At 64.1% G+C, this 26,984-nt stretch carries 26 protein-coding genes; 19 read left to right on the forward strand and 7 right to left on the reverse strand.

Annotated elements, in window-relative coordinates; translation table 11 throughout:
* Positions 1-734: 734 nt before the first annotated feature.
* The gene (gene pbpG / locus AC07WT_RS06395) at positions 735-1,910 is read left to right on the forward strand and encodes a D-alanyl-D-alanine endopeptidase (RefSeq protein WP_494946455.1); all 1,176 of its coding nucleotides are present in this window, start codon (positions 735-737) and stop codon (positions 1,908-1,910) included.
* Positions 1,911-2,026: 116 nt separating this feature from the next.
* Here the strand turns inward: pbpG and AC07WT_RS06400 are convergent, their stop codons facing one another.
* Positions 2,027-2,833: an IclR family transcriptional regulator gene (locus AC07WT_RS06400; protein ID WP_492592854.1), complete on the reverse strand. Its 807-nt coding sequence runs from the start codon at positions 2,831-2,833 to the stop codon at positions 2,027-2,029.
* Positions 2,834-3,013: 180 nt separating this feature from the next.
* On the opposite strand from AC07WT_RS06400, the gene AC07WT_RS06405 reads away from it, so the two are divergent.
* Entirely contained in the window at positions 3,014-3,739 is a 726-nt protein-coding gene (locus AC07WT_RS06405; RefSeq protein WP_494946456.1) for a (Fe-S)-binding protein, read from the forward strand.
* 98 nt (positions 3,740-3,837) lie between these two features.
* On the forward strand, positions 3,838-5,253 hold the full coding sequence (locus AC07WT_RS06410) for a lactate utilization protein B (protein ID WP_494946457.1): 1,416 nt from the start codon (positions 3,838-3,840) through the stop codon (positions 5,251-5,253).
* Between the two features lie 180 nt (positions 5,254-5,433).
* Here the strand turns inward: AC07WT_RS06410 and AC07WT_RS06415 are convergent, their stop codons facing one another.
* The gene (locus tag AC07WT_RS06415) at positions 5,434-5,964 is read right to left on the reverse strand and encodes a hypothetical protein (protein WP_492592878.1); all 531 of its coding nucleotides are present in this window, start codon (positions 5,962-5,964) and stop codon (positions 5,434-5,436) included.
* Between the two features lie 269 nt (positions 5,965-6,233).
* Here AC07WT_RS06415 and AC07WT_RS06420 point away from each other — a divergent pair, with 269 nt between their 5' ends.
* From AC07WT_RS06420 to iscX, 10 genes are all read left to right on the forward strand, one after another.
* Positions 6,234-6,473, forward strand: a complete 240-nt coding sequence (locus tag AC07WT_RS06420; protein ID WP_492592879.1) for a hypothetical protein — start codon at positions 6,234-6,236, stop codon at positions 6,471-6,473.
* A gap of 149 nt (positions 6,474-6,622) precedes the next feature.
* Positions 6,623-7,120, forward strand: a complete 498-nt coding sequence (locus AC07WT_RS06425) for a low molecular weight protein-tyrosine-phosphatase (protein WP_492592880.1) — start codon at positions 6,623-6,625, stop codon at positions 7,118-7,120.
* A 149-nt stretch (positions 7,121-7,269) separates the two neighbouring features.
* Positions 7,270-7,800, forward strand: a complete 531-nt coding sequence (iscR, locus tag AC07WT_RS06430; RefSeq protein ID WP_028199491.1) for a Fe-S cluster assembly transcriptional regulator IscR — start codon at positions 7,270-7,272, stop codon at positions 7,798-7,800.
* An 86-nt stretch (positions 7,801-7,886) separates the two neighbouring features.
* The gene (locus tag AC07WT_RS06435; protein ID WP_494946458.1) at positions 7,887-9,110 is read left to right on the forward strand and encodes an IscS subfamily cysteine desulfurase; all 1,224 of its coding nucleotides are present in this window, start codon (positions 7,887-7,889) and stop codon (positions 9,108-9,110) included.
* 61 nt (positions 9,111-9,171) lie between these two features.
* Positions 9,172-9,585, forward strand: a complete 414-nt coding sequence (gene iscU, locus AC07WT_RS06440; RefSeq protein ID WP_492592882.1) for a Fe-S cluster assembly scaffold IscU — start codon at positions 9,172-9,174, stop codon at positions 9,583-9,585.
* A gap of 142 nt (positions 9,586-9,727) precedes the next feature.
* Positions 9,728-10,051, forward strand: coding sequence for an iron-sulfur cluster assembly protein IscA (iscA, locus tag AC07WT_RS06445; protein WP_027799651.1), 324 nt, complete (start codon positions 9,728-9,730; stop codon positions 10,049-10,051).
* Positions 10,052-10,202: 151 nt separating this feature from the next.
* Positions 10,203-10,730 carry a Fe-S protein assembly co-chaperone HscB gene (hscB, locus tag AC07WT_RS06450; protein ID WP_492592884.1) on the forward strand — a complete coding sequence of 176 codons (528 nt, stop codon included), beginning with the start codon at positions 10,203-10,205 and terminating at the stop codon, positions 10,728-10,730.
* Positions 10,731-10,861: 131 nt separating this feature from the next.
* A complete protein-coding gene (gene hscA, locus AC07WT_RS06455) occupies positions 10,862-12,733 on the forward strand; it encodes a Fe-S protein assembly chaperone HscA (protein ID WP_494946459.1) in 1,872 nt (623 codons plus the stop codon).
* A 165-nt stretch (positions 12,734-12,898) separates the two neighbouring features.
* Entirely contained in the window at positions 12,899-13,240 is a 342-nt protein-coding gene (gene fdx, locus AC07WT_RS06460) for an ISC system 2Fe-2S type ferredoxin (RefSeq protein ID WP_074282931.1), read from the forward strand.
* Positions 13,241-13,255: 15 nt separating this feature from the next.
* Positions 13,256-13,453 (forward strand): Fe-S cluster assembly protein IscX, encoded by a 198-nt coding sequence (iscX, locus tag AC07WT_RS06465; protein WP_007181290.1) that lies wholly within the window; start codon positions 13,256-13,258, stop codon positions 13,451-13,453.
* A 106-nt stretch (positions 13,454-13,559) separates the two neighbouring features.
* On the opposite strand, the gene AC07WT_RS06470 is transcribed toward iscX, so the two are convergent.
* From AC07WT_RS06470 to AC07WT_RS06490, 5 genes are all read right to left on the reverse strand, one after another.
* Positions 13,560-14,312 carry a glycine zipper 2TM domain-containing protein gene (locus AC07WT_RS06470; protein WP_492592886.1) on the reverse strand — a complete coding sequence of 251 codons (753 nt, stop codon included), beginning with the start codon at positions 14,310-14,312 and terminating at the stop codon, positions 13,560-13,562.
* Between the two features lie 321 nt (positions 14,313-14,633).
* On the reverse strand, positions 14,634-16,160 hold the full coding sequence (gene lysS / locus AC07WT_RS06475) for a lysine--tRNA ligase (protein WP_494946460.1): 1,527 nt from the start codon (positions 16,158-16,160) through the stop codon (positions 14,634-14,636).
* 118 nt (positions 16,161-16,278) lie between these two features.
* A protein-coding gene (gene prfB, locus AC07WT_RS06480; protein ID WP_492592888.1) for a peptide chain release factor 2 occupies positions 16,279-17,383 on the reverse strand; the annotation gives its coding sequence in 2 pieces (ribosomal slippage) (positions 16,279-17,301 and positions 17,303-17,383; 1,104 coding nt in all).
* Positions 17,384-17,570: 187 nt separating this feature from the next.
* Positions 17,571-19,277 (reverse strand): single-stranded-DNA-specific exonuclease RecJ, encoded by a 1,707-nt coding sequence (gene recJ, locus AC07WT_RS06485; RefSeq protein ID WP_494946461.1) that lies wholly within the window; start codon positions 19,275-19,277, stop codon positions 17,571-17,573.
* 28 nt (positions 19,278-19,305) lie between these two features.
* Positions 19,306-20,442: a regulator gene (locus AC07WT_RS06490; RefSeq protein ID WP_494946462.1), complete on the reverse strand. Its 1,137-nt coding sequence runs from the start codon at positions 20,440-20,442 to the stop codon at positions 19,306-19,308.
* Positions 20,443-20,564: 122 nt separating this feature from the next.
* Between AC07WT_RS06490 and AC07WT_RS06495 the strand changes: the two genes are divergently transcribed.
* From AC07WT_RS06495 to AC07WT_RS06520, 6 genes are all read left to right on the forward strand, one after another.
* On the forward strand, positions 20,565-20,810 hold the full coding sequence (locus AC07WT_RS06495; RefSeq protein ID WP_494946463.1) for a hypothetical protein: 246 nt from the start codon (positions 20,565-20,567) through the stop codon (positions 20,808-20,810).
* Between the two features lie 95 nt (positions 20,811-20,905).
* Positions 20,906-21,178, forward strand: a complete 273-nt coding sequence (locus tag AC07WT_RS06500) for a hypothetical protein (RefSeq protein ID WP_494946464.1) — start codon at positions 20,906-20,908, stop codon at positions 21,176-21,178.
* 48 nt (positions 21,179-21,226) lie between these two features.
* Positions 21,227-22,480, forward strand: coding sequence for a lipoprotein-releasing ABC transporter permease subunit (locus AC07WT_RS06505; protein WP_494946465.1), 1,254 nt, complete (start codon positions 21,227-21,229; stop codon positions 22,478-22,480).
* Positions 22,473-23,222: a lipoprotein-releasing ABC transporter ATP-binding protein LolD gene (gene lolD, locus AC07WT_RS06510; protein WP_492592894.1), complete on the forward strand. Its 750-nt coding sequence runs from the start codon at positions 22,473-22,475 to the stop codon at positions 23,220-23,222. The genes AC07WT_RS06505 and lolD overlap by 8 nt, the downstream gene beginning before the upstream one ends.
* An 86-nt stretch (positions 23,223-23,308) precedes the next feature.
* Positions 23,309-24,097, forward strand: a complete 789-nt coding sequence (locus AC07WT_RS06515) for a TatD family hydrolase (protein WP_494946466.1) — start codon at positions 23,309-23,311, stop codon at positions 24,095-24,097.
* Positions 24,098-24,209: 112 nt separating this feature from the next.
* Positions 24,210-26,936 carry a DNA internalization-related competence protein ComEC/Rec2 gene (locus AC07WT_RS06520; RefSeq protein WP_494946467.1) on the forward strand — a complete coding sequence of 909 codons (2,727 nt, stop codon included), beginning with the start codon at positions 24,210-24,212 and terminating at the stop codon, positions 26,934-26,936.
* The last annotated feature ends 48 nt before the right edge of the window (positions 26,937-26,984 follow it).

The following is a 26,984-nucleotide window of genomic DNA, read 5'->3' on the forward strand; positions in this document are numbered from 1 at the left end:
GTATTGGGTTGATGGCGAGACGCATCAATTCGTCTCCTCCGCGCCGCGATGTTTGTGCATCGCAGCAATGGTTCCCATTTTAGGATGATGGCGAGGAATGTCAAGTGCTTTTTGTGCGTCGCACAAAATTAAAAAACTGCTTATAAAACAGCACGTTATGCGGCGCGCATGACATTCTTATGACGCAGGTCAATTTAACTTTCGCCCCGCATTGGTGCGTAAAGAATCTGAACTTTTTACCGAAAAAGGGGCGGATTCTGGTCGGCGTTCGTGAGCGGCGAGGAGGGCGCAGCACCCTCTCTGGGGACAAAAATTCGCGCCGTTGCCCATTTGGTGTAAACCGGGAAGTGTCACGGAACGTTAATGTTCCATGCCGGTCGAATGCGCGTTGGCGGTCTCCAGCGGGTATTTAACAACCTGCGGCGAGTCCCCGGCGACGTTCCGCTGCGCGGGCCACGCTATGCAGGTTTGCGCTCAGACCGTATTTCCCCTGATCAAGGTTGTCTCGAAATTGCCGTTATGCTGAAAGAATCACGTCGATTCCGGCGGATAGCGGCGGCGAGACGAGACGCGCGGCGATCGTTTTTTTCGATCGACGCGCAGCACTTATTCGTGTTTTTGCGATCGGAGCTTACAAGCCGGTTTAAGGAGCGCGTATAAGTGCTTAAAATTGCTAATTTTTCGTTGTTTTACTACACTTGCGGAAACCTCTCGCCGCTCCCTAACGAACACCAATGAAAACCGACATGTTTTCGTCGCTAAAAGTGATCCACGGCGCGGCTCGCAGCACCGCTCTGTCGGTGGCCGCCTCCATGGTCATCGCGGCGGCGTTCGCCACACCTGTGACTGCTTTTGCCGCAACGCCCACTGCAACTGCACAATCCCCTAAACACGCGAAAGCAGGCAAGAAGCCGGCAGCCGCCACCGCCAAGGTGTCGAAGGCCGGCAAAAGCGCGGCTGCACAGACCGGCGCCGCCGCTGGTGACGATGCGCCGCGTGTAAGCGTCAAGCGCAAGCGCGTGACGTACACGACGAACGGACGCCATCACTCGGTGATGCGCCGTGTCGCGTACGAACCGCGCCAGCCGAGCGTCGGCCAGGCGTTTGGTCTGCACGAGACGCCTGACGCGCTCATGTTGCGCTCGAGCGTGGCGTACGTGATCGACCAGAACACCGGCGAATCGCTCTTCGACAAGAACTCGCGCGCCGTGGTGCCGATCGCGTCGATCACCAAGCTGATGACCACGATGGTGGTGCTTGACTCGAAAGAGCCGATGACCGACCAGATCGAAGTCACGGACGAAGACCGAGACTACGAGAAGAATACCGGCTCGCGTCTGTCGGTAGGCTCCGTGCTCTCGCGCGAAGACATGCTGCACATCGCACTGATGGCGTCGGAAAACCGCGCGGCGGCGGCTTTGTCGCGTTATTTCCCGGGCGGCCGTCCGGCATTCCTCGCGGCGATGAACGCGAAGGCCAAGCAGCTCGGCATGACCGACACGCATTTCGAAAACCCCACGGGCTTGACGAGCCAGAACGTGTCGAGCGCGCGCGACCTCGTGAAGATGGTCAACGCGGCGTATCAGTATCCGTTGATCCGCAAGTTCTCGACCGACCGCAGCTACGAGGTGTACACCGGCAAGCGTACGCTGGCGTACAACAGCACCAACGCACTGGTGCGTAATCCGACGTGGGACATCGGTCTTCAAAAGACCGGTTTCATCAACGAAGCAGGCGAGTGCCTCGTGATGCAGGCGACCATTCATGGCCGTCCGATGATCATGGTGCTGCTCGACTCGTCGGGTAAGTACTCGCGCTTCGCGGACGCCACGCGTCTGCGAACGTGGCTCGACAACGGCGGTGACCAGCCGCGCATCACCAGCGCGGATGCCGGCGGTGCGGGCACCTGAAGCAATCTGAAGCATCTCGCCGGCAGCCGGTTTTCGGACCGGGGCTCAGGGAAGCAAGCAGGGAAACAAAAAAGCCTCGCGTCCGCGAGGCTTTTTTGTTGATCGGAACCGCCGGCTTACGCGTGCTGCGAGTTCGATTGTTCCTGCTGCGCTTGCGGCCGATAACCGAGCGACTCGGAAATCATGAGCGCAGTCTGGCTGAGTTGCCCAAGCCAGGAATCCTGCAGGCGATCCGCCGGCGCGGACAGCGACAGGCCCGCAACCAGCTTGCCGGTGTCGTCATAAATGCCGGCCGCGATGCAGCGCACGCCCAGTTCCAGTTCTTCGTTATCGCGCGCACAGGCTTGCTGGCGCACATGCGACAGTTCGCGCTCCAGTTTGCCCAGATCGGTAATGCTGTTTTGCGTATGACCCGACAGCCCGGTGCGTGTGGCGTAGGCACGCACGCGGGTCGATTCGTCGGCGGCGAGGAACAGCTTGCCCACCGAGGTCAGGTGCAGCGGCGCCCGCCCGCCGATGGCTCGCACCACCTGCATGCCGGAGCGCTCGGAGTAGGCGCGTTCTATATAGACGATCTCGTCGCCCTGGCGCACCGACAGATTGACTGTCTGGCCAGTTTGACGGTGCAGCTCGCGCATTGGCGTGAGCGCCGCATCGCGCACCGACAGACGCGCCTTGACCAGATTGCCCAGTTCGAGCAGGCGCATGCCGAGGCGGTAGGTGCCGGGGTCCGACCGGTCGACCAGCCGGCACATCACCATGTCGTTCAGGATGCGGTGGGCGGTGGACGGATGCAGCTCCGTGCGGATGGCGAGTTCTTTCAGGCTGACCGGGTCGCTATGCGCAGCGAGTGCGTCGAGCAAGCGCATCATGCGTTCGATCACCTGGATCGAAGTTTTGGGATCCGGGTTCGTATCGCTCATAGGAGGAATCGGTTGACGCGTCAAACAGCGGAAAATTGATTGTATCTCGTATCGTGAAAAAAGCGAACGCGGTTGGAAGGCCTCTTCCAATTTAGCGTGGCGTTCGTCTTATGCCTTCCGGCCGTTGGTATTGTGCGGCAAACAGCGGATAATCAGGGACGTTTCCCCGAAGGAGGGCTCATGCGAGTCGGATTGTTCGTCACCTGCCTGATCGACCTGATGCGCCCGGAGATCGGTTTTTCGGTCATCAAGCTGATCGAGGGTGCAGGTTTCGAGGTGGTGGTTCCGCCCGCGCAAACCTGCTGTGGGCAGCCCGCGTACAACTCCGGCGAGCGGCGCATCGCGCGCGATCTGGCCGAAAAGACCTTGCGCGAATTCGAACAGTTCGATTACGTGGTCGTGCCGTCGGGTTCGTGCGGCGGCATGATCCGCGCGCATTACGGCGATCTGTTCGCCGACGATCCTGAGTTGATGAGCCGCTTCGGCAGGCTGCGGCCCAAGGTGTTCGAGTTGACCGATTTCCTCGTCAACGTCGCCAAGGTGCAATTGCAGCCGGGCGAGTTCGTGGGGCAGGTGACGTACCACGATTCCTGTTCGGGGCTGCGTGAGCTCGGCGTCAAAACCCAACCGCGCGCGCTGCTCGCGCAGGTAGGCGTGGCGGTGACCGAAATGAAGGATTGCGAGCACTGCTGCGGCTTCGGCGGCACGTTCGCGGTCAAGTACGGCGACATTTCGACGGCGATCGTCGACGAAAAATGCGCGAATATCAGCGCGAGCGGCGCCAGCACTGTCGTGCTCGGCGATCTCGGCTGCATGCTCAACATCGAAGGCCGCTTGCGGCGCACCGGCGACACCGCCACACGCGTGCTGCACATCGCCCAGGTGCTGGCCGGCGATGTCGCGTAAGCGTGCTCGCCGCATTCGATTTCGTGCACGCCGGTTCGCACGTCTCAGTTCGCGCACTTTAGTTCGCGCACTTCAGTTCGAATACGCACAAGGCCGCCATGCAAGTCCAATCGATGCAATTCAAGGCCCGCGCGGGTCAGAAACTCGCCGACCAGCGCCTGCAGCAGAATCTCACCAAGCTGTCGACCAAGTTCGTGTCGGCCCGCGCCGCCGCCATTACCGCGATCGATTTTCCCGCTACCCGCGCCGCTCTGAAGGAGCGCCGCAATCGGGCGCTGGAAAATCTCGACGTCTGGCTCGAAACCTTCGAACGTGAAGCTGCCCGGCGCGGCGTCACGGTGCTGTTCGCTGAAACGACTCAGGAAGCGGCGCGTCTGGTCGGCGACATCGCGCGCCGGCACGATGTAAAGAAGGTAATAAAAACCAAGTCGATGGTCACCGAGGAAATGCGCCTGAACGAAGTGCTCGGGCAGATGGGTGTGCAGTCGATCGAAACCGATCTGGGCGAATACATACTGCAGATCAACGGCAACGAGCCGCCGAGCCATATCATCGCGCCGGTCGTCCATAAAGATAAGGACGAGATCGCCGATCTGTTCGCGAGGACGCACGATCGGCCGCGCCTGACCGAGATTGCGGATATGACTCGTGAAGCGCGCGAGATGCTGCGTCCGCACTTCATGACGGCCGACATGGGCGTGACGGGCGGCAACTTTGTCGTCGCGGAAACCGGTTCGGTGGTGCTGGTCACGAACGAGGGCAACGAGGGTATGTGTACGGTGATGCCGCGTGTACATGTTGCGGTCACCGGTATCGAGAAAGTGTTGCCTACGCTGGAGGATCTGGCTATGGCAATGCGTCTGCTGCCGCGCTCGGCAACCGGGCAGGCAACGTCGAACTACTTTTCCGTGCTGACCGGGCCGCGGGGTGCGGGCGATCAGGATGGCCCCGAGCATATGTACGTCGTGCTGGTCGACGGAGGGCGCACCGGGCTGATCGGTGGCGACTTTCAGGAGATGCTTCGCTGTATCCGTTGCGGCGCGTGCATGAACCACTGTCCGGTGTATCAGAAGGTGGGTGGTCACGCGTACGGCTGGGTCTATCCGGGGCCGATGGGATCAGTGTTGACGCCGAGTTATGTCGGACTCGACAAGGCGCTGGATCTGCCGCAGGCCGCTACGCTGTGCGGCGAGTGCAATAGCGTCTGCCCGGTGGGGATTCCGTTATCCGATCTGTTGCGCAAGTTGCGCGAGAAACAGGTGGAGCGTCGCCTGCGGCCGTGGCGGGAACGGGTGGGGCTGGCCGTATGGGGTTTCCTCGCGCTGCATCCGGATGCTTATGCACTGGTGACGAAGCTCGCCGTGCGCGTGCTGGAACAGATGGGTGGGAAAAATCGTTCGATCGCGAAGCTGCCGCTGGGTGGCGCCGGCTGGACCAATACGCGCGACATGCCTGCGCCGGTGGGGCGCACGTTCCGGGAACTGTACGCGGCGCAGCGCAGCCATATTGGTTGAGCGAGCGGCTCTGCCGCCTGCTGTTGTCTCCGCTTGCCCTCGTTGTCGCCATGAGAGAGGCAAGCGGAGCAGCGCGCCGCCGGGACACCCTGCATCGCGCTGTAGGCTGAAGCTTCTCTATCGCCAGATCTCCGTCCGACAATTGCGCCGCGGACCGCGGCACACATGCACTGCGACGGATCAATGGTCCGTCATCCCCCCTGATTGACGGCCGGGAACGCCTCTCCTCGTTTCCATGTTGCCGCCGTTGCCGCGCCCACCTCCGCCGCCTGCCTGTTGCGGCGGCGGGTTGGCCGGGCCCGGACGTCCCATATTCGAGCCGCCAGGTCCGCCGGGGCCGCCGGCTGCGCCTTGCGGCGGCGGACCGCCGTGCTGGCCACCTCCATTCGGCTGCCCACGCCAGCCGCCGTTATCGCCGCGGTTGCCGTTATCCCGGTCCCGGTCCCGGTCTCGGTCCCGATACCCCGGGTAGCCACGATAGCCCGGCCCTGGTCCGTAGTAGCCCGGTCCCCAGTAGTTGCCGTAACCCATGTAGACGTTGGTTTGCGGCACGACGGGCACCCCGGTGGCATAGCCGTCGTAACCGTCATAGCCATTGTAATAACCGCCGCCATAGCCGTTGCCGTACATCGGCGTGCCGTCCGGATAGACGGCACAGCCGCCCAACAAGGCAGCCACGGCTAGACCGACGAGTGAAGCGATGCGTTTCATTTTGTGGATCACTTGCGAAAGTACATGACTATAAGACAACTATTATCGCCAACCGGCGCATCAGCTTTGTATGTGTTTGTAAGGATTTATTTTCCGTGCCACGACGCATGTCGACGAGATGTGCCGCCAACCTCGCGATCGACTGTTCCTCCCAGCGCAACGCTGTATCTCGCGCAGGCCGGTTTTTCCTGATTGTTTTCTTCTATAGAATTTTGAGTAGGCATAGTGGGTCACGAGCTCATGAGCCCCTAATCGGAAGAAACGACATCATGAAAAAGACAATATCGGTGTACTGGCCACTTGCCATCGTTGTGCCGCTTGCCGCGGCAGCCTACCTGCACATTTGCGGCGACGCCGCCTCGCACGACTCGCGAGCGCCGCTCGCCGCGGATCAATTGACCGCTGAACTCGCACGCGTCGTCTCGTACGGCATGGTCGGCGACGCCGCGAAGCTGCCGGCCAAGGCCATGCGTGCCGTCGCGTCGATGCCCGTCGCGCAAGCGTCCTGAGCGGGCAGGAGTTATTAGCCGCCGCGCCGCACGCAATGCGCTGAGCCGGCGCTGCGAGGCGCCCGGCGCGATCTGGCTCAGCTTTGTATAATCGCGGCACCGTTTCCTAACTTGTTGCTCCGCGCGAGCATCGCGCCAGAAAACCCCTGATGAAAACCGTGTCCATCTGCTTCGTCTGCCTCGGGAACATCTGCCGTTCGCCGACCGCGGAAGGTGTGATGCGGCATCTGGTGGCCGAGGCGAATCTCGCAGAGCGCATTTTGATCGATTCCGCCGGTACCGGCGACTGGCACATCGGCCAGCCACCGGACGACCGGGCGCAGCGGGCCGCCGGCCGGCGCGGCTACGAGCTGGCCGCCCTGCGCGGGCGCCAGATTGCCGCGGCGGACTTCGAGCGCTTCGATTTGCTGATCGCGATGGACGGCAAGAACGTCGCCGCGCTGAGCAAAATCTGCCCGCCGGCCCAGCGCGACAAGATCCGTCTGCTGATGGCGTTTGTTCCGGAGACGGACAGCCGCTGGGGCGGCGCCCGCGAAGTCGCCGATCCGTATTTCGGCGGAGCGGAGGGGTTTGAGCAGGTGCTGGACCAATGCGAAGCGGCCTGCCGCGGTTTGATCGCAGCGCTCCGTCCCCAGTTGCCGCCCTGAAAGCACGCCAACACTTCGCCGGACGTACCCACACCGGACGTATCCGGTTAATTAAGCAAATGACCCAAATCACGATAGGGATACTTGACTAAATCGCTCATGTATTTATACTTGACCAAACTTGTCGAGAATAGCGGTTCCCACACCATATGAGACTCACCACGAAAGGCCGTTTCGCCGTCACGGCGATGATTGACCTGGCGCTGCGCCAGGAGCAGGGCCCGGTGACGCTTGCGGGTATCAGCCAGCGCCAACATATCTCCCTGTCGTACCTCGAGCAGCTGTTTGGCAAGCTGCGTCGTCACGAAATCGTCGAGTCCGTGCGCGGACCAGGCGGCGGCTACAATCTTGCCCGCCGCGCTGAAGACGTGACGGTGGCCGACATCATCATTGCCGTGGACGAGCCGCTCGATGCCACCCAATGCGGCGGCAAGGGCTCGTGCGAGGGCACCAAACAGCACGACGGCCATTGCATGACGCACGAATTGTGGTCGACGCTGAATCAAAAAATGGTTGAGTACCTGGATTCGGTCTCCCTGAAGGATCTGGTCGATCAGCAGCGTTCGCGTGAAGGCGCGCCGGCGGTGTTGCGCGACCGGCGCAACGAGGCGCCGGCGGTCGAACCCGCGCGCGTGGTGCCGAAAGGGCCCAATTCCGTTTTCAACATGGCCGGTTCCTAGGGCGCGGCGAGTCGACTACTTGCGAAATCACCGCAGCCTGACAGAGAACCCAGAAGCCTGAGCACATGACGTCCCCGGAGCGATAGATGAACAACGACATTCCCCACCTGCCCATTTACATGGACTACAGCGCCACGACCCCGGTCGATCCGCGCGTGGTGGACAAGATGATTCCGTATCTGCGCGAGCAGTTCGGCAACCCCGCATCGCGTAGCCACTCGTATGGCTGGGACGCGGAGCGTGCGGTCGAAGAAGCGCGCGAGAATGTCGCCGCGCTGGTGAATGCCGATCCGCGCGAAATCATCTGGACTTCGGGTGCAACCGAATCGGACAACCTCGCGATCAAGGGAGCCGCGCACTTCTACAAGAGCAAAGGCAAGCACCTCGTCACGGTGAAGACCGAGCACAAGGCCGTGCTCGATACCTGCCGCGAACTCGAGCGCGAAGGCTTCGAAGTCACGTATCTGGATGTGAAGGACGACGGTCTGATCGACCTCGAGGTGTTCAAGGCCGCGCTGCGCCCGGACACGATTCTGGTTTCGGTGATGTCGGTGAACAACGAAATCGGCGTGATCCAGGACATCGAGGCGATCGGTGAAATCACCCGCGAAAAGGGCATCATTTTCCATGTCGACGCGGCGCAGGCCACCGGCAAGATCGCGATCGACCTGCAAAAGCTGAAGGTCGACCTGATGTCGTTCTCGGCGCACAAGACGTACGGTCCGAAGGGTATCGGCGCGCTGTACGTGCGCCGCAAGCCGCGTATCCGCATCGAAGCGCAGATGCACGGCGGCGGTCACGAGCGCGGCATGCGTTCGGGCACGCTGGCCACGCACCAGATCGTCGGCATGGGTGAAGCGTTCCGCATCGCGCGTGAAGAAATGGCGACGGAAAACGAGCGCATTCGCATGCTGCGCGACCGCCTGCTGCGCGGCCTGTCGGAAATGGAAGAAGTGTATGTGAACGGCGACATGGAACAGCGTGTGCCGCACAACCTGAACATCAGCTTCAATTTCGTCGAAGGCGAATCGCTGATCATGGCGGTGAAGGACGTGGCGGTGTCGTCGGGTTCGGCGTGCACGTCGGCTTCGCTGGAACCGTCCTATGTGCTGCGCGCATTGGGCCGTAACGACGAACTGGCGCACAGCTCGATCCGCTTCACGGTGGGCCGCTTCACGACCGAGCAGGATGTCGATTACGTGATCAATCTGCTGAAGACCAAGATTTCGAAGCTGCGCGATCTGTCGCCGCTGTGGGAAATGCACAAGGACGGGATCGATATTTCGACGATCCAGTGGGCAGCGCACTGACGCGCCGGTTTGGATGCCGAATTCATCGAACGCAGATTGAAACGAATCAAGGAGTGTAATCATGGCTTATAGCGACAAGGTTCTGGACCACTACGAAAACCCGCGCAACGTAGGTTCTTTCGCGAAGGACGACGATGCGGTCGGCACCGGCATGGTCGGCGCGCCCGCATGCGGCGACGTGATGAAGCTGCAGATCCGCGTGGGCGCGGACGGCATCATCGAAGACGCGAAGTTCAAGACGTACGGCTGTGGTTCGGCGATCGCGTCGAGCTCGCTCGTCACCGAATGGGTGAAGGGCAAGACGCTCGACGAAGCCATGTCGATCAAGAACACGCAGATCGCCGAAGAACTGGCGCTGCCGCCGGTGAAGATCCACTGCTCGATCCTCGCGGAAGACGCGATCAAGGCAGCGGTCGCCGACTACAAGCAACGCCACGGCGAAGCGGTCGTCGAAGGCGACAAGCAGCACGCGTAAGCGCGCGGCCGAGTGTGTATCGAAGCGGACGGCGCGCAGCAGCAATGCACCGTCCGGCATGAGCGATATTTGAAGCAGGCAGGGCAGCAGCGCGTCACGAGGCATATGAATGCCGGATACGCGCCGCGCAATGAGAAACGCTATGGCAATTACGTTGACCGAAAAGGCAGCACAGCACGTCCAGAAGTATCTGACTCGTCGCGGCAAGGGTGTCGGGCTGCGCGTCGGCGTGCGTACGACCGGTTGCTCAGGTTTGGCCTACAAACTCGAGTACGTGGATGAACTCGCGCCCGAAGACGAAGTGTTCGAATGCAACGGCGTGAAGATCATTGTCGACCCGAAGAGCCTCGCCTATATCGACGGTACGGAACTCGACTTCGCGCGTGAAGGGTTGAACGAAGGCTTCAAGTTCAACAATCCGAATGTGAAGGACGAATGCGGTTGCGGCGAGTCGTTCCGCGTGTAAATCGGAACACTTCCGCGTGCAGCGGAAAAAAGGCGGCGCGGGCCGCCTTTTTAGTTTCGTCCGCGCCTCTTCGATCGCCGAATCTTCGTGCCCTTTTGATTTGCATTGATCTGCACTTCGGTGCGCTTCCTGAACGGACTCCTTTTATCCGATGGCCTCGCTGAACGACAGCCACTTTGACCTGTTCGATCTGCCGGCGCAATTCGCGCTCGACGCGTCCGCGCTCGACCACGCGTATCGCACGGTGCAGGCGCAAGTGCACCCGGACCGCTTTGCCGCGGCCGGCGACGCGCAAAAACGCATTGCGATGCAATGGGCGACGCGTACCAACGAGGCATATCAGACGCTGCGCGATCCGTTGAAGCGCGCGACTTACCTGCTGCACCTGCGCGGCATCGACGTCGGCGCGGAGAACAACACGGCGATGGAGCCGGCGTTCCTGATGCAGCAGATGGAATGGCGCGAAGGGATCGAAGACGCGGCTGCGGCGAAGAACGTCGATGCGCTCGACGCCTTGCTGACCGAACTGCGCGACGAAGAGCGCATGCGTTTTACCAAGCTCGGCGCTTTGCTCGACAGCGGCGCGAACCAGGCGGCGGGCGAGGCGGTGCGGCAATTGATGTTCATCGAGCGGGTGGCGTCGGAAATCGGCACGCAGATCGAGCGGCTCGAAAACTAGCATCGCGCGCGTGCCATAGACGCACGAAGAGGCGCACAAACGTACGCAAACGCACGCAAACGCAGCCGTAGCATTACCATCCAGCAACGCGAAAATTCAGGACGGGGCCAGGCGGTCCCGAGAAGATCCAGATGGCCTTACTGCAAATCTCCGAACCCGGCATGGCGCCGGCGCCCCATCAGCGGCGTCTCGCGGTCGGTATCGATCTCGGCACCACCAATTCCCTCGTCGCCGCGGTGCGCAGCGGCGTGCCCGATGTGCTGCCCGACGAGCACGGCCATGTGCTGCTGCCGTCGGTGGTGCGCTACCTGGAAAAGGGCGGCCGACGCATCGGCCGCACCGCCAAGGCCGAGGCCGCGACTGATCCGCGTAACACGATCGTGTCGGTCAAGCGCTTCATGGGCCGCGGCAAGGCGGAAGTCGAAGGCGCAGAGAATGCGCCGTACGACTTTATCGACGCGCCCGGCATGGTGCAGATCCGCACCGTCGACGGCGTGAAGAGCCCGGTCGAAGTCTCGGCGGAAATTCTCGCGACGCTGCGCCAGCGCGCTGAAGACACGCTCGGCGACGAGCTGGTCGGCGCGGTCATCACGGTGCCCGCGTATTTCGACGAAGCGCAGCGCCAGGCGACCAAAGACGCCGCGCGTCTGGCCGGCCTGAACGTGCTGCGCCTGTTGAACGAGCCGACCGCGGCGGCGATCGCCTACGGCCTCGACAACGGTTCCGAAGGCCTGTACGCGGTGTACGACCTCGGTGGCGGCACCTTCGATCTGTCGATTCTCAAGCTCACCAAGGGCGTGTTCGAAGTGCTCGCGGCAGGCGGCGATTCCGCACTCGGCGGCGATGACTTCGACCACGCGCTGTATCGTCATGTGCTGGAGAAGGCGGGCATCGCGCCGCAGACGCTTGCTCCGGAAGACGTGCGTCTGCTGCTGGACAGCGTGCGCGTGGCCAAGGAGGCCTTGTCGGACGCATCGAGTGCGAAGCTGCAGGCAACGCTCTCGAGCGGCACCCAGCTCGATCTGACGATCGACGAAGCCACTTTCGAAGCGATCACCCTGGCGCTGGTTCAACGCACGCTCGGCCCGACGAAGAAAGCACTGCGCGACGCCAAGGTCACGACCAAAGAGATCAAAGGCGTGGTGCTGGTCGGCGGCGCGACGCGCATGCCGGTGATCCGCCGCGCGGTCGAGTCGTTCTTCGGGCAGCCGCCGCTCACCAATCTGGATCCGGATCAGGTCGTCGCGCTTGGCGCGGCGATCCAGGCCGATCTGCTCGCGGGCAATCGCGGCGCCGACGGCGACGACTGGCTGCTGCTCGACGTGATTCCGCTGTCGCTCGGCGTCGAGACGATGGGCGGCCTGACCGAGAAGATCATCCCGCGTAATTCGACGATTCCTGTCGCGCGCGCGCAGGATTTCACGACCTTCAAGGACGGCCAGACGGCGATGGCGATCCACGTCGTGCAAGGCGAGCGCGAGCTCGTTGCCGATTGCCGCTCGCTCGCGCGTTTCGAGCTGCGCGGCATCCCGCCGATGGCCGCCGGCGCCGCGCGGATTCGCGTCACCTATCAGGTGGATGCGGACGGCCTGCTGTCGGTGTTCGCGCGTGAACAGGGCTCGGGCGTGGAAGCGTCGGTGGTGGTCAAGCCGTCGTACGGACTCGCCGACGACGACATCGCCAGGATGCTCGAAGAAAGCTTCTCGACCGCCGAAGTCGACATGCGCGCCCGCGCGCTGCGTGAGGCGCAAGTCGAAGCGCGGCGTCTCGTGGAAGCGACCGACGCCGCGCTCGCCGCCGACGCCGAATTGCTCGACGACAGCGAGCGAGCCGAACTCGACGCGCTGCTCACCGCCCTGCGCAACATCGCGCAAAGCGACGACGTCGATGCGATCGAAGCCGCGACCAAAACGCTCGCCGAAGGCACTGACGAATTCGCCGCCCGCCGCATGAACAAGGGCATTCGCCGCGCGCTGGCCGGCCGCAAGCTCGACGAGATCTGAGCCTTTGCGGTAGCGGCAAGCGAGCCGGATGCCCGAAGCCGGCATGCCCACAACAAACCGCGACGAACGAAAACGCGCCGCGTGTCTTAAAAAAGCACGCGGCGCCAGTAAAATGGTACGAAGCCGGACTGCGGCAGCCGTGCCTCAGACCCAAACGGAAAATGTATGCCTCAAATCGTTGTGCTGCCTCACGTCGAACTGTGCCCGGAAGGCGCGGTGATCGATGCCGTGCCCGGCAAGAGCATCTGTGACACCCTGCTCGATAACGGCATCGAAATCGAGCACGCGTGCGAGAAGTCCTGCGCGTGCACGACCTGTCACGTGATCGTGCGTGAGGGTTTCGCCGCCTTGACGCCGTCCGAGGAAGACGAGGACGATCTTCTGGACAAAGCATGGGGGCTCGAGCCGGCCTCGCGTTTGTCGTGCCAGGCGATGGTGCCGGCGGAGCAGGATCTGGTCGTCGAAATCCCGCGTTATTCGATCAATCACGCGAAGGAAAACCACTAACAGGAGGATGCAGCCATGAAGTGGACCGATACGCAAGACATCGCGATGGCCCTGACTGACAAGCACCAGGACATCGATCCGCAGCAGGTGCGCTTCACTGATTTGCACCGCTGGGTCACCGAACTGGAAGGCTTCGACGACGACCCTAACCGGTCGAACGAGAAGATCCTCGAAGCGATTCAGGCTGCATGGATCGAAGACGCGGATTATTGAGTTTTCCGCCCGCGGCGCGTGATTCGTTTCTGTTGCGACAAAGAAAAAGGCGATTCCATTGGAATCGCCTTTTTTAACGCCTGGAGAATCTTCAGGCTGGCATCGGTCAGCTTGCCACCAGCGTGCCGTTTTCGACCCGCACGCGCTGACCTTGCTGGAACGGCGGCGCCTCATGGTATGTGAAGTAGCGCATCTTGCCGTTTTCCATGCGCACGCGCACCGAATACGACGTGGTGCTGCGCAGATGTTTTTCGACCGAGTTGCCGGCGAGGCCGCCGCCGAGCGCGCCGAGAATCGTCATTGCGGTACGGCCGTTGCCGCTACCGAACTGGTTGCCGACCACGCCGCCGGCCACCGCACCGCCGACCGCGCCGATACCGGTGCCATGACCTTCCTGACGCACCGCCGAGATGCCGACCACCGTGCCGCAGGTCGAACAGTAAGCCGGTTGTGAAGGTTGCTGCTGCGCGTATTGCGGCGCCGGCTGGGCTTGTTGTTGCTGGGCGTACTGGGGTTGTTGCGCAGGCACGGGGGCAGGCTGACGTTGGACCGGTTGTTGAGCCTGTTGTTGGGCCGCGGCCTGCTGCGCCTGTTGTTGAGCCTGTTGCTGCGCTGCCTGTTGGGCTGCCTGCTGCGCCGCCAGATTCGCCGGCGCAGCCGAATCGACCACCGCCGGTTGCGTGGTCACTTGCGCGGCCTGGGTCTGGTCGGTTTGCGCGCCGTTGCTCGACGCGTTCGGGAACAGGCCCGTGATGGCCGCCGTCGCGGCAAGGCTGGCGATGATGACGGCGCCGACTGCGGTCGCTACAAGCGGGTGAAGACGACGTTGTTGGGCGGGTTTGGTATCTGGATTGTCCATACTGGCCTCCATCTTAAGCAGAGTCGGCTGTTATTGAGACACAGTGTCGGTCAAATCGATCCGTGGAGCGTTTCAATTTGTAACCATTTCCGGGCAATCCTCTTGCAGGAGCGGCGTCGAAGGCCCGGTATACCGCGGAGACCCTCGGTTCACGCCGCGCTCGGTAGGGGATGGATAGGGCAGCCGACAACCCTGATGCGCACCTTTTACCGATGGTTACAAACTGTCAGCTAGCCGCCCGTCCGTTTTTCCCGGCTCGAAAACGCAAAACGCCCGGCGTCGAGCCGGGCGTTTTGTCTGGGCGCTAACGCAGCGAACCAATCAGTCTTCGCGGCGCAGATGCGGGAACAGGATCACGTCGCGGATGCTCGGGCTGTCGGTCAGCATCATCACCAGACGGTCGATACCGATCCCGCAACCGCCTGCCGGCGGCATGCCGTATTCCAGTGCGCGGATGTAGTCGGCATCGTAGAACATCGCTTCTTCGTCGCCCGCGTCTTTCTGGTCGACCTGCTTCCTGAAGCGCGCGGCCTGGTCTTCCGGATCGTTCAGCTCCGAGAAGCCGTTGGCGATTTCGCGGCCCGTGATGAACAGCTCGAAGCGCTCAGTGATGCCGTCGAACTTGTCCGACGCGCGCGCGAGCGGCGACACTTCGATCGGGTAGTCGATGATGTAGGTCGGCTCCCACAGTTGCGACTCGGCGGTTTCCTCGAACAGCGCGAGTTGCAGCGAGCCCACGCCCGCATTCAGGAACTGCGGCTGCGATGCATCCACGCCGAACTTCTTCAGCTCGGTGCGCAGGAACGCGCTGTCGGCGAGTTGCTCGCTGGTGTACTGCGGCGCGTACTTCTGGATCGCCTGGGTAATGGTCAGCCGATGGAACGGCTTGGCCAGATCGAGCTCGCGGCCCTGATAGGTGATGGTGGCGGTGCCCAACGCGTCGATGGCGGCCTGGCGGATCAACTGCTCGGTGAAGTCCATCAGCCACTTGTAATCGGTGTACGCGGCGTAGAACTCGATCATCGTGAATTCCGGATTGTGGCGCACCGACACGCCCTCATTGCGGAAATTCCGGTTGATCTCGAACACGCGCTCGAAGCCGCCGACCACGAGGCGCTTCAGATACAGTTCCGGCGCGATCCGCAGGAACATTTGCATGTCGAGCGCGTTGTGGTGCGTGGAGAACGGCTTGGCCGCGGCGCCGCCCGGAATCGGGTGCAGCATTGGCGTTTCGACTTCCATGAACGCGGCGTCGGCCATGAACTTGCGGATCGACGAAATCGTCTTGGTACGCGCAACAAAGGTCTTGCGCGTTTCCGGCGTGACGATCAGATCGACGTAGCGCTGGCGGTACTTCATTTCCTGGTCGGACAGGCCGTGGAACTTGTCCGGCAGCGGACGCAACGACTTCGACAGCAAACGCAGTTCAGTGCAGCGCACCGACAACTCGCCCTTGTTGGTACGAAACAGCACGCCGCGCGCCGCGACGATGTCGCCCATGTCCCACTTCTTGAACGCGTCGTACGTTTGCTGGCTGACGTCGGCCGGCGTGATGAAGAACTGGATCTGGCCGGAACCGTCGCGCACGGTCGCAAAGCTCGCCTTGCCCATCACGCGCTTGAGCATCATGCGGCCGGCGACGGCGACTTCGAGCGGATTCGCTTCGAGCGTTTCCTTGTCGACATGCTCGTATTGCGATTGCAGATCTTCGGCGTGGTGCGTGGGTCGGAAATCGTTCGGATAGGCGACGCCTTGTTCACGCAACTCGCGCAGCTTTTCGCGGCGCTCGGCGATGATCTTGTTGTCGTCTACCTCGGGCACGACATTCGGCTGGATCGATTCGGTCATGATGGTTTGGTATTCGGTGGGCCGCATGCGGCTGGCCGGTGAGTAATAAAAACTCAGAAAAACTCAGGCGGTAAAAAGATGCGGCGCGGCAATGCGATGCATGCCGCGCCGATTGCGCTTAGACGCCCTGTTTCAGGCTCGCGCTGATGAACGGATCGAGGTCGCCGTCGAGCACGCTCTTGGTATTGCTGATTTCGACGTTGGTGCGCAGATCCTTGATACGGCTGTTGTCCAGCACGTACGAGCGGATCTGGTGACCCCAGCCCACATCGGTCTTGCCCGCTTCGAGCTTGTCCTGCTCGGCCTGACGCTTGCGGATTTCCGCTTCGTACAGGCGCGACTTCAGCATGGCCATGGCTTCGGCGCGGTTGCGGTGCTGCGACCGGTCGTTCTGGCACTGCACGACGATGCCCGACGGCATGTGGGTGATCCGCACCGCGGAGTCGGTCTTGTTGATGTGCTGACCGCCCGCGCCGGACGCGCGGTACGTATCGATGCGCAGATCAGCCGGATTGATGTCGACTTCGATCGAGTCGTCGACTTCCGGGTACACGAACACCGACGAGAACGACGTATGACGGCCGCCCGACGAATCGAACGGCGACTTGCGCACGAGGCGGTGCACGCCGGTTTCGGTGCGCAAAAAGCCGTACGCGTATTCGCCTTCGATCTTGATGGTCGCGTTCTTGATGCCCGCGACGTCGCCTTCGGTCTGTTCCAGCACTTCGGTCTTGAAGCCCTTGCGCTCGCAGTAGCGCAGGTACTGGCGCAGCAGCATCGACGCCCAGTCGCACGCTTCGGTGCCGCCGGCGCCGGCCTGAATGTCGAGGAACGCGTTGTTCGGGTCGGCCGGGTTCGCGAACATCCGGCGGAATTCCATGTCGGCGACGCGCTGTTCGAGGCCTTGCGCATCCGCTTCGCAGGCGAGGAGGGTGTCCTCGTCGTTTTCTTCGCGGGCCATTTCGAACAGGTCCTGCGCGTCGCGCAGGTCGTTATCGAGCGCCGTGAGTTTGCCGACGACGTCGTCGAGCAGCTTCTTTTCCCGGCCGAGAGCCTGGGCGTGTTTCGAGTCGTTCCAGACGTCCGGGTCTTCGAGTTCCCGGTTGACTTCGATCAGACGACGTGACTTGTCGTCGTAGTCAAAGATACCCCCGTAGGTCGGCCGCGCGCGTGCGCAGGTCCGCCAGAGAGGCTTCGATCGCGTTGAGACGTTCCGCTTCCATGTCGATCTTTTATAGCTTCGTAAAAAGGGGAAATTATAGCCGATCGGCGCGCCGCGCCGGCGCCTTGCAAGCGATCCGGCGCGTGTTTGAGGTTGATTTTGCGGTGATTTTCGATGGTTTGCGGCTTGCCGGGCAGACATGCCGGGCAGACGTGAGGCGGCCCCTGAGCCAGCCTCGGGCTGCCGCTTCAGCTCACCGCGTGCTCGACGATCAATTGCACCCGCGACACGCCGTTCCACGTGTCGCTCGCGAGCCGGTAGGCGACGGTGGTGCGCGCCGGCAGCGTGTCGGTATGGTTGAACCAGATCGCGTTGAAGCGCTGGCGGCCGCGCACCAGTTGCAGCTTCAGGTGCTTGTCCTTCACCAGCGCCTGCGAGGCGATGTCGAATTCGCCGGAGAACACCGGCGCCGGGAAGCCTTGGCCCCAGACGGCGGCGTCGAGCATTTCGACGAATTGCGGAGTGAAGTAGGCGTCTTCGAGTTCGCCGTCGGTTTCGACGGTGCGCGAGAGCGCCTCTTCGGAGAGCCATTCGCGGCCGACCGCTTCGAACGCGGCAGTGAAGCGCGGCACGCCGGCGGCGGCGAGGGTGAGACCGGCCGCCATCGCGTGGCCGCCGAATTTGACGATCAGGCCCGGCTCGCGCTTCGAGATCAGATCGAGCGCGTCGCGCAGATGGAAACCCGCGATCGAGCGGCCCGAGCCTTTGACCAGCGTGCCGCTGTCGTCGGCGAGTGCGAAGGTGAAGGACGGCCGGTGGAACTTCTCTTTCAGCCGCCCGGCGACGATACCTATCACACCCTGATGCCAGCCCGGATTGAACAGCGTAATGGTGGTCGCGCCGTCGGGGTTGATCGCCGAGAGATCCTCGAGCGCCTGCTGCTGCATGCCGGCTTCGATCTCGCGGCGTTCGCGGTTCATCGTGTCGAGCTGCTGCGCGAGTTCCCACGCGCGGCCGATATCGTCGGTGGTCAGGCATTCGATGCCGAGCGACATGTCCGACAGGCGGCCCGCCGCGTTCAGGCGCGGGCCGAGCGCAAAGCCGAGGTCGAAGCCCGACGCGCTGCGCGCATCGCGCGCCGCGGCGCGAAACAGGGCGGCGATGCCCGGCTGCATCTTGCCTTTGCGGATCCGCTGCAAGCCTTGCGCAACCAGCACGCGATTGTTGCCGTCGAGCTTGACCACGTCCGCGACCGTGCCGAGCGCGACCAGATCGAGCAGGCCGTCGAGACGCGGCTCGGGAAACGCGTCGTTGAAGGCGCCGCGGCGGCGCAGTTCCGCGCGCAACGCCAGCAGCACATAAAACATCACGCCGACGCCCGCGATGCATTTGCTCGGAAACGTGCAGCCCGGCTGATTCGGATTGACGATCGCGCGCGCGGCGGGCAGTTCGTCGCCGGGCAAGTGGTGATCGGTCACCAGCACGTCGATGCCGAGCGCGTTGGCCGCTTCCACGCCGTCGACGCTGGCGATGCCGTTATCCACCGTGATCAGCAGTTCCGGCTTGCCGGACGCGCTGCGCGCGGCCAGTGCGACGATCTCGGGCGTCAGACCATAGCCGTACTCGAAGCGGTTCGGCACGAGGTACTCGATCTGTGCGCCGAACCTCCGCAGGCCGCGCACCGCGACCGCGCAGGCGGTGGCGCCGTCGCAGTCGTAATCGGCCACGACCAGCATCCGGCGCTTGCCCTGAATCGCGTCGGCGAGCAGCGCGGCGGCGTCTTCGCAGCCTTTGAGCGCGGCGGGCGGCACGAGCCGCGCGAGGCCGGTTTCGATCTCATCGGGCATGCACACGCCGCGCGCCGCGTACAAACGGGCGAGCACCGGATGCAGGCCGTGGCGGGTGAGGATTTCGGCGTCGACCGGGGAACAGGCGCGCGTAACGATTCGAGTCATTCGGAAAGGCCGTTGAGCAGGCGGTAAATCATTCGATGAAGAGCGAGGCGAGCACGCGCCGCCGCCAGAATTTGCGCAGGTCGCCGCGCGTGACCGACAGCGTCACCGAGCCGGTGTCGCCGCACAGCGTCAGGTCCAGTTCGCCGAGCCGGCCCGTTTGCAACGCTTCCAGCGCCGGTTCGAACCAGTCGCTTTGCAACGCGGCGAAGGCGTCGTTCCAGCGCGCCCAGTCCTGCTCGATGTAGGGCGCGGAGAACGGATCGAGTTCGACCAGCGTGGCTCCGCCGCTTCCATCGGCATTCGTGTTTGCGGTGATTGTGGTGTTTGCGCTGCCGGACGCAGCGGCCAGCGCCCCGAAGGAGGCCGGCGGCGCGCCGGTCTCGACCCCGGCGGTCAGCGCGAGGCCGCGCGTGGCCGCCGCGTCGGAGAACACTCGCGCGAACGGGCTCGTCACCGGTTGCGCCGCGCCTTGCGCGTGAAACCAGATCGAGTTGACGGCCGGCAGGCCGCGCGCCTCGCGCGCCTCGTTCACCGGATGCTCGAACCAGGCCATCTGCACTTCGTTTTGCAGCTTCATCCACGCGCGCGAACGCTCGCCGGAATGCGCCTCGTGCGGCAGCCAGATTTCGATGTTGCGCCCGCTGGCGCGCAACGGCGAGGCGCCTGCCAGCGTGCCGAAGCCTTCGCCCGACAAATACCAGCGCGCGGGCCTCGGCGCTTCGATGCGCACGCCGAGCTCCTCGATCAACGGCCGGGCGACCGCCAGCAGCGCGCTGGCTTCGTCGTCGGAGAGGCCGAGCGAGGCCGGATCGATCAGCACCAGATGATCATGCGCGATGCGCACGTGCACCGGCTGCACGCACGCCCACGTTGCGTTGCCGGGTTCGCCGCCGTCGGCGCGCAGCATGTAGGGGGCGAGCGGCGCTTCATCGGCGGCCGCCGCGCCGCCCGGCAGCGCGCCGAACTGGCGCGCCACCCAGCGTTCGTGCGGCAGCGTGCGCTGAAAATCCTCGCCGACCACCCGTTCGACCAGCGTCGCGCGGGCGATCAGCCGGTCGAGGGCCGGACTCTGGATGTCGTGCAGTGCGGTGGAGGCGTCGGCTGCGGCGGGCAGCGCGAAGGGCAAAAGAAGATGAAGACGGTTGGCGTGCATGATGCTGCGCATTGTAGGGCAAAGAGTGCGAGTATTCCGACCATATCGGCGGATTCCGGGCGCCGCACCGACGTCCCGCCGATGGCAGCAGCCGCGCGCGGCGGCACCGCGCACATGACGATGTGGAGACCGACATGTCGCGTGAACTGAAAACCGAGCGGGAGTTGCTCGAGCTTGTCGTGAAAGCGCTCGACGCCAACCCGGAGACGGCCGGCTGGATCCCGACCGGGCTCCACGAGACCGTCGAAGACGAGGAAGGCTGCAACTGGGACATCACGCACCTGCATCGCGACCGCGCTGACGCCGACGTGCGTGAAGTCGCCGTCAGCGCGGCGGCGCGCATCATCAACGATTTGCGCAGCCGCTACAACCTGCGTTAGCGGGCTTGCGCCGGGTGCCTCGCGTTGCGCCGCGAGCCCTGTGCGGAAGGCCTTTGCGCGAAGCCGCGGCATTGTATGGCAAACTTCGCGCTTGATTGACGGCAGCAGCGCGGGCAGCCTTGATGGCGATGGCGATGGCGATGGCGATGGCGATGGCGATGGCGATGGCGATGGCGATGGCGATGGCGATGGCGATGGCGATGGCGATGGCGATGGCGGTGGCGGTGGCGGTGGCGGTGGCGGTGGCGGCCCCGGCGGCGTGGGCCTCGCCGGCGGAGCCGGAGCGTCATGCCGGAACCATCGGCGCTGCCGCGACACCAACGATCACGACGCTCGGCCCGCATGACGAGTGCCGCTTATGCGGCTAGCTGCCCTCATGCGCAGCACAAAGCCGAAGAACGCAGAAAAGGATTCGCTTGAAATTTCCCTACGAATGGCAGATAGGCTGGCGCTACACCCGCGCCGGCAAACGCACGACCGGCAACGGCTTCATTTCGTTCATCGCACTGGTGTCGATGTCGGGCATCGCGCTCGGCGTCGCGGCGCTGATCGTCGTGTTGTCTGTAATGAACGGCTTCCAGAAAGAGGTGCGCGACCGGATGCTGTCGGTGCTGGCGCACGTCGAAGTGTTTTCGCCGACCGGTTCGATGCCCAACTGGCAATTGACCGCGCAGGAAGCCCGCCAGAACCAGGAAGTGGTCGGCGCGGCGCCGTACGTCGAGGCGCAGGCGCTGCTCACGCGCCAGGATGCGGTGAGCGGCGTGGCGCTGCGCGGCGTCGAGCCGACGCTCGAGCCGCAGGTATCCGACATCGGCAAGGAAATGAAGGGCGGCAAGCTGACCGACCTCGTGCCGGGCGAGTTCGGCATCGTGCTCGGCGTGGACCTCGCCACCAACCTCGGCGTGACGGTCAACGACAAGATCACGCTGGTCGCGCCCGAAGGCACCATCACGCCCGCCGGCATGCTGCCGCGGCTGAAGCAGTTCACCGTGGTGGGCGTTTTCGAGTCGGGGCATTACGAATACGACAGCACGCTCGCGCTGATCAACATCAAGGACGCGCAGGCGCTGTTCCGTCTGCCCGCACCGACCGGCGTGCGCTTACGCCTGACGGACATGCAGCGGGCGCCGGAGGTCGCGCATCACCTGGCGCGTACCTTGTCGGGCGACCTGTACATCCGCGACTGGACCCAGCAGAACAAGACCTGGTTCTCGGCGGTGCAGATCGAAAAACGCATGATGTTCATCATCCTGACGCTGATCATCGCGGTGGCGGCATTCAATCTGGTTTCGTCGCTGGTGATGACGGTGACCAACAAGCAGGCCGATATCGCGATCCTGCGCACGCTCGGCGCGCAGCCCGGCTCGATCATGAAGATTTTCGTCGTGCAGGGCGTGACGATCGGCTTTATCGGCACGGCCACCGGCGTGGCGCTAGGCTGCCTGATCGCGTGGAGCATTCCGTGGCTCGTGCCGATGATCGAGCATCTGCTCGGCGTGCAGTTCCTGCCGCCGTCGGTTTATTTCATCACCGAATTGCCGTCCGAACTGGTTCCCTCGGACGTCGCGCGAATCGGCCTCATCGCGTTCGTGTTGTCCGCTCTGGCGACGCTGTATCCGAGCTGGCGCGGTGCGAAGGTCCGTCCGGCGGAGGCGCTGCGCTATGAATGACCTTTCCGCTACCCTGGCCAAGCCCAATATGTCCAACGAGACGGCGCTGCATCCCTACGTGCTGGAGGCGACCGGTATTTCGAAGTCGTTCGTGCAGGGCGGCCTCAACGTGCAGGTGCTCAACAACACGCAATTGAGCGTGCGGCGCGGCGAAAAGCTGGCGATCGTCGGCGCGTCGGGTTCCGGCAAGAGCACGCTGCTGCACGTGCTCGGCGGCCTCGACGATCCGAGCGCAGGCCATGTCTCCGTGATGGGCAAGCCGTTTACGAAGCTCTCCGAGCGTGAACGCAACGATTTGCGCAATCGTGCGCTCGGTTTCGTGTATCAGTTCCACCATCTGCTGCCGGAGTTTTCGGCGCTCGACAACGTCGCGATGCCGCTGCGGATTCGCCGCATGACGACCGAAGCCGCGCGGCGCCAGGCGCTCGAGGTGCTGGAGCGCGTCGGCATGGGGCATCGGGCGAAGCATCGTCCAGGCGAGTTGTCGGGCGGCGAACGTCAGCGCGTGGCGATTGCCCGGGCGCTCGTCACCAAACCGGCCTGCGTACTGGCCGACGAACCGACCGGCAACCTCGACGGCGGCACCGCGGATACTGTATTCAACCTGATGCTCGAACTGTCGCAGACGCTCGAAACCAGTTTCGTGATCGTCACGCACGATCCTGAACTGGCCGGCCGCTGCGACCGGATCATGCGGTTGCGCGACGGCGTGCTGCACGAAGAGCCGCCGGTGCCGGTGTAATCACCGCGCAGCACCGCGCGAAGCCGAAGCTCAGGTTGAAGCCCAGGTTGAACCCCCGCGAAACCCTGCCGCTAACGAGGCGCGCCATGTGGATCGATACGCACTGCCATCTCGACGCGTCGGAATTCGACGCCGACCGCGACGCGGTCGCGGCGGCGGCGCGCCGCGCGGGGGTGGGGCGTATCGTGATTCCGGCGATCGGCCGTGAGAATTTCACCGCGGTGCGTGAGCTCGCGCACCGGACCGACGGCGGCGCGTATGCGCTCGGCATTCATCCGCTCTACACGCCGGGCGCGCAGGAGCGCGATCTCGAACTGCTGCGGATGGAAATCGAAGCGAGCCTCGACGATCCGCTGTTCGTCGGCGTCGGCGAGATCGGTCTCGATTACTTCGTGCCAGACCTCGACGATGCGCGCCAGCAGTTCTTCTACGACGCTCAGCTGCAACTCGCTCGCGAATTCGATCTGCCGGTGATTTGCCACGTGCGCAAATCGCAGGATCAGGTGCTCAAGGGGCTGCGCCGGCACCAGATTCATCGCGGCATCGCGCACGCGTTCAACGGCAGTTTCCAGCAGGCTCAGGCGTATATCGACCAGGGCCTGCATCTGGGTTTCGGCGGCAATCTGACCTTCGAACGGGCGCGGCAAATCCGGCGTCTGGCCGAGCAATTGCCGTTCGACGCACTGGTCGTCGAAACCGACGCGCCCGACATCGCACCTTCCTGGCTGTACAGGCAGCGCAACACGCCGGATCAGATTCCGGCGATCGGCGCGGGCCTCGCGCAACTGCGCGGCATTGCCGCGGACGAAGCCGCCCTAGGCACAACGGCTAACGCGCTCGCCGCGCTGCCGCGGCTCGCGCTTTCCTCTGCATAATCAAACTTGATGGTTCAAGTGGTTCGCGTCGGGCGGAACACTCGCCCGGCGGGCCTGCGGCTACCTGCGCGGTGAGCGTTGCAGCGTCCGGCGCTGGTCGAGCGGAGGACGAATGCGGGCATGGTGGTGCGGATTTGCGTTGGGCGTGGTCGCCTTGCAGCAGCAGGCAGCATTGCCGGGGCGGGGTGCGTGGGGCGCGTTGGTTCTGGCCGCATGTGTCGCGAGCGGTGTCGCGGCGTGGGCGTTGCGCGGTGTTCATTCCGTAGAAGCGGACGACGGCTCGGCTCCCGGGGCATTCGATCTTCGAGGCCGGTTTGGCGCACTTTTCGGCGTGCTTTTAGGCGCACGTCCAGGCACAGGAATATGCGCAGGAGTAAGCACGGGAATAAGCGCAGGTCTTTCTGCACAAATGCGCTCACGGCTCGGCTGGAGCGCGCTGTGGATTGCGGCCATTTGCGTGGGCTTCGGCTATGCGGCCTGGCGCGCGGAAACGCGGCTCGCCGTGAGCCTGCCGAGCGCCTGGGAAGGGCGCGATATCGACGTCGTCGGCAGCATCAAGGGTCTGCCGGCACGCGACGCAAAGGGCGCGCGCTTTCTGTTCGAGGTCGAATCGGCCGACGCGCCGATCGCTGCTTTTCCGCGTGTGATTCAGCTGTCGTGGATTGCTGGGGATGCGCCGCCGCCGTTGCTTGAGCCCGGCGCGCGCTGGCAATTGGCGGTGCGGCTCAAACGGCCGCATGGCAATGCGAACTTCGGCGTTCGCGATGCCGAAGCAAACCTGCTCGCGCGTAATGTGCGCGCTACCGGCTATGTCAGCGCACCCGCTGCCGCCGTGCGTTTGCCGGGCAACGCGCGCGGCGTGGGCGTCGCCTTCGATCGCTGGCGCGCCGCGCTGCGTGCGCGGATCGACACGGTGCTTGCCGAAGCGCCGCATCGCGGGATCGTGGTGGCGCTGGCGATCGGCGCGCAGGATGAAGTCAGCGCGGCGGACTGGCTGCTGATGCGCGGCACGGGCACGAGTCATCTGGTGGCGATTTCGGGGCTGCATATCGGCTTTGTCGCGGGGCTTGCGGGTTGGCTCGCCGGGGCGTGGTGGCGGCGCTCGGGATTCATCGGCCGCAATTGGCCATTGCGGTTGCCCGCGCAGATCGTCGCGGTGACGGGTGGCGCGTTGTTCGCCGGCTTGCACGCCGCGCTGGCCGGTTTCAACGTGCCGGCGCAGCGGGCGTTGTGGATGGCGGGCGTGGTCGCGCTTGCGTTTGTCAGCGGGCGCAATATCGCGCGGTCCGCCGTGCTCGCGTGGGCGTTGGGGCTCGTGTTGCTGATCGATCCCTGGGCGGTGGTGTCGGCGGGATTCTGGCTGTCGTTCTGCGCGGTGGCGGCGATTCTGTTCGCGATGTCGGGGCGGCCCCGCGTGCAGGATCATGCGCAGGATCGCGAGGAAGACGGCGAGGGCCGCGGGATATCCCGGCTCACGCGCTGGCGCTCCGCGTTGCGCCGTCGGGTGCGCGCCTTTGTCGAACGTCTGCGCAGTGCCGCGCATGTGCAGTTCGCGGTGACGATTGCGCTCGCGCCGCTCACCGTCTACTGGTTTACGCAGATTCCGCTGATCGGCCCGCTCGCCAATGCCTTCGCGATTCCCTGGGTGAGTCTGCTGGTCACGCCGGCCGTGCTGGCGGGCGTCGCGCTGCCCGCGCCGCTCGATGGCTACGCGTTCCAGGCGGCCCACGCCTTGCTCGAACTGCTGGCCGCGGGCCTGCGGACGCTGGCAGGTCCCGCATGGACGCTCTGGCGTCTGCCGCAACCGGATGCGTGGGCGCTGGCCACGGCTGCCATCGGCGTGCTCTGGTGTCTCGCGCCGCGCGGCTGGCCGCTGCGCTGGGCCGCGCCGCTGACGTGGCTGCCGTTGCTGATGCCGGCGCCGCCCGGACCGCCGCACGGCAGCTTCCGGTTGACCGCGCTGGATGTCGGCCAGGGCACCTCGGTGCTGGTCGAGACCGCGCATCACGCGCTGCTGTTCGATGCGGGGCCGGGCCCGGAATCGACGCATGCGGGCGAGCGCGTCGTCGTGCCGTTTTTGCAGGCGCACGGCGTCACGGCGCTCGATACGCTCGTCATTAGCCACTCCGATTCCGATCATGCGGGCGGCGCGCCTGCCGTGCTGGACGCGATTGAGGTGCATCAACTGCTGGCGGCATTGGCGCCGGCGAATGCGCTGTGGAGTAGAGCGCGGCAACGCGATGTGGATACGCTGCGCTGCGCGGCGGGGCAGCGCTGGCAGTGGGACGGCGTCGAGTTCGCGATGCTCTGGCCGGATGCCGGGCCGCTGCAAGGCAAACCGAACGCGCATTGCTGTGTGTTGCGCGTGAGCACCCTGCATCCTGCCGCGAGCGCGTCGGCCGCGGGCGTTCAAACGGATGCGCCCCGCATGAGCGCCTTGCTGGCGGCGGACCTCGAAGCACCGGCCGAACGCACGCTGCTCGCGCGCGATCGCGGCGCGTTGCGAGCTCAGGTGCTGGTCGTGCCGCATCACGGCAGCAAGACCTCGTCGACCGAACCGTTCCTCGACTCTATCGACCCGCTGGTCGCACTATTTCAGGTAGGCTATCGCAACCGTTTTCATCATCCGAACGCGGGCGTGTTCGAGCGCTACAAGGCGCGGCATATCGAACTCGCGCGCAGCGACACGGACGGCGCGGTGCGGGTCGACGTTGTCCCGGGCATCAACCCGGACGTCGATTCCGGCGCCGAGCCGAACGCCGTCCCGCACCCGAATGGGGCCGCGCTCACGCTCGAGCGCTATCGCGACACGCGGCGCCGCTACTGGATGGATCGCTGACGGACTGCCGAGGGTCGTCCCGCGTCGCTGAGCGGATAGGTAACAGAC

The organism is Paraburkholderia sp. GW821-FHT02A12, assembly GCF_059422005.1.